We start from the raw sequence: 2,759 nt of genomic DNA, 5'->3' as shown, positions 1-2,759 counted from the left end.
GGGAGGCAGCGCTTGCACGCCCGGTAGCCGGCGTCGTGCGCTGCGGCGGATGTTTCGTAGAACGTGACGTTGGCTGCTTTCGGCGTCCGCGCCGGGCAGGATGGGCGGCAGTAAATGCCGGTGGTGCGGACCGCGGTATAGAACTGACCGTCGAACCGGGTGTCCCGGGCGTCGATCGCACGGTAGCGCTGCCAGAAGTCCATGACCTCTATCCTGCCAGCCGCCTGCACCCCCTGCTAGCGGAAATCGGACACGACCGTGGAGGTTTTTAGTACAGTCGAAGCATGACCGTCCGCAGCCCAGCAGGCCCCGAAGCACTCCGCGAATTGCTCTCCGGTGACGCGCGCCGGGTGGCGCCGCAGCTGCTCGGTGCGGTCCTGAGCCACAACAGCCATGAGGGAACCGTAGCCGTGCGCATCACCGAGGTGGAGGCGTACATGGGGCCGGGGGACTCGCTCCATCCGGACCCGGGGTCGCACACGTTCCGGGGACCCACTGCCCGCAACGAGCCGATGTTCGGCCCCGCGGGCCACCTGTACGTGTATTTCACGTATGGAATGCACTACTGCGCCAACATTGTCTGCGGTCCGGCGGGGACGGCGTCGGCTGTCCTCCTGCGGGCCGGCGAAGTGGTGGAGGGACAGCATCTGGCCGGAGTGCGGCGGCCGACGTCGAAATCTTCCGTTGATCTTGCGAGCGGCCCGGCCCGGTTGGCCACCACACTGGCCCTGACCACAGCCGACAGCGGCCGGGACCTCCTGACCGAACCCTTCGAACTGCGGCTGCCGCCCGTCCCTGCCGGAGGATACAGTTCCGGGCCCCGGGTGGGCGTCTCCGGGGACGGCGGCTCCGCTGCCTATCCGTGGCGTTTCTGGCTGCCGGGTGATCCCACGGTGTCCCGCTACAAGGCGGCCAAGGTCAGGGCGCCCAAGTTTCAATCGCGTTAACCGAAATGGTTGTAGAATGGACGGTCTGTCTTTTGCGATAGGGGAACGTTAATGCTCGACGCCGATTTGGCCCACGAACGGGACTATGTGGCCGGCCTGTACGCGCGGCTGGAAGAACTCCGTGCGGAGAAGCGCACGCAGCTGGCGCAGGTCCGGCGGGCCGGTGCCGTGGGCACCATGCAGAATGTTTCCGAACGTGATGCTTTCGCTGCCCTCTATGAGGACCGGCTCGCGCAGCTCGATGCTGTTGACGACCGGCTCGTTTTCGGGCGCCTTGACCTGGATTCCGGTGAGGCCCAGTACATCGGCCGCATCGGCCTGACCACGGACGATCTGCAACGGCTCATGGTTGACTGGCGGGCGCCCGAAGCAGGGCACTTTTACCAGGCCACCGCCTTCGACCGGCAGGGCGTCCGGCGCCGCCGGCACCTGATTCTGCAGGGGCGTGAAGTCAAGGCCATCGAGGACGACGTCCTGGACGCGGACATGCTGGCGGATAATGCATCGCTGCAGGGCGAAGGCGCCCTGCTGGCCGCGCTCGATTCCAAGCGCACGGGCCGGATGTCGGACATCGTTGGCACCATCCAGTCGGAACAGGACCGCATCATCCGGTCTCCCATGTCCGGCGCCCTCGTCGTCCAGGGTGGTCCCGGCACCGGCAAGACCGCCGTTGCGCTGCACCGCGCCGCGTACCTGCTGTACACCCACAGGGAACGGCTGAAGACTGCCGGCGTGCTGCTGGTGGGCCCGTCGTCGTCGTTCATGAAGTACATCGAACGCGTCCTTCCCTCGCTGGGTGAAACCGGCGTGGTGATGGCCAGTGTGGGACGCCTGATGCCCGGGATCAACGCCATCGCCGAACCCGAAGCGGACGTCGCAGCCATCAAGGGGCGCCTGGACATGGCGGAAGTTGTAGCCAACGCGGTGGCGAACCGCCAGCGGATCCCCGCCGAAGACCGCATCCTCGACGTTGACGGCCGCAAGCTGGTCCTGACCCCGCGCCAGGTGCGCCGGGCACGTGAACGTGCGCGTTCCACGGGCAAGCCCCACAACGAGGCGCGGCTGTTGTTCGTCAAGATCCTGCTCCGCGAGCTCACCGAACAGATGACCGAGCTAGTGGAGGCCGGGAGCCTGGGCAACAACGCCGACCGTTCCTACCTTGCCGAAGACGTCCGGTCCGCCCGTGACGTCCGGATCGCGCTGAATCTCTGCTGGATGCCCATGACTCCGGAGAAGCTCATCAGCGAGCTTTTCAGCAAGCCCGCAGTGCTCGCTGCCTGCACGCCGCACCTGACCCTGCAGGAGCAGGCGCTGCTCCTGCGCCCGGCCGATGCCCCCTGGACCGAGTCCGACGTCCCGCTGCTGGATGAAGCGGCCGAACTCCTGGGCGAGCTCGACCCGGCTGCCGGACGCGGCCTCGCCCAGCAGGAGCACGACCGCGCCCGCGATCTTGCCAACGCCAAGCAGACGCTCGTGAACATGGGTGACATGGGTGTTGACGTGCTCATCACCGCGGAGGAACTCGCCGAACAGAACCAGGAGCGGGAAAACCGGCAGACCGCGGCGGAGCGTGCCACCTCCGACAGGACCTGGGCTTTCGGCCACATCGTGGTGGATGAGGCACAGGAGCTCTCGCCCATGCAGTGGCGGCTGCTGGTCCGCCGTTGCCCGCTGAAGTCGTTCACCATCGTGGGTGACATCGCGCAGACGAGTTCCGTGGCCGGTGCCAACTCCTGGCAGGCGGCCCTGGCGCCCATGTTCGGGGACCGCTGGCACCTGGAGGAACTGACGGTCAACTACCGTACGCCCACC

General features: G+C 66.9%; 3 protein-coding genes. 2 read left to right on the top strand and 1 reads right to left on the bottom strand.

Going from position 1 to position 2,759, the window contains the following annotated elements:
* On the bottom strand, positions 1-203 hold a 203-nt coding region (locus DBR22_RS18480; protein ID WP_308810237.1), incomplete at its 3' end, for an Ada metal-binding domain-containing protein.
* Positions 204-284: 81 nt separating this feature from the next.
* On the opposite strand from DBR22_RS18480, the gene DBR22_RS18475 reads away from it, so the two are divergent.
* Together DBR22_RS18475 and DBR22_RS18470 are read left to right on the top strand one after the other, a co-directional pair.
* Positions 285-947, top strand: coding sequence for a DNA-3-methyladenine glycosylase (locus DBR22_RS18475; protein WP_108600211.1), 663 nt, complete (start codon positions 285-287; stop codon positions 945-947).
* A 51-nt stretch (positions 948-998) separates the two neighbouring features.
* On the top strand, positions 999-2,759 hold a 1,761-nt coding region (locus tag DBR22_RS18470; RefSeq protein WP_108600210.1), incomplete at its 3' end, for a HelD family protein.

Origin of the sequence: Arthrobacter sp. HMWF013 (assembly GCF_003061105.1) — a bacterium.
In the GTDB taxonomy this organism is placed as follows: Bacteria; Actinomycetota; Actinomycetes; order Actinomycetales; family Micrococcaceae; genus Arthrobacter.
The sequence above is the reverse complement of the archived record's forward strand: the minus strand, read 5'-3'. Positions and strand labels throughout refer to the sequence as shown.

Bases quoted from the DNA above. Each gene is read 5' to 3' on its own strand.
- DBR22_RS18475 (WP_108600211.1), top strand. From the start codon at position 285: ATGACCGTCCGCAGCCCAGCAGGCCCCGAAGCACTCCGCGAATTGCTC.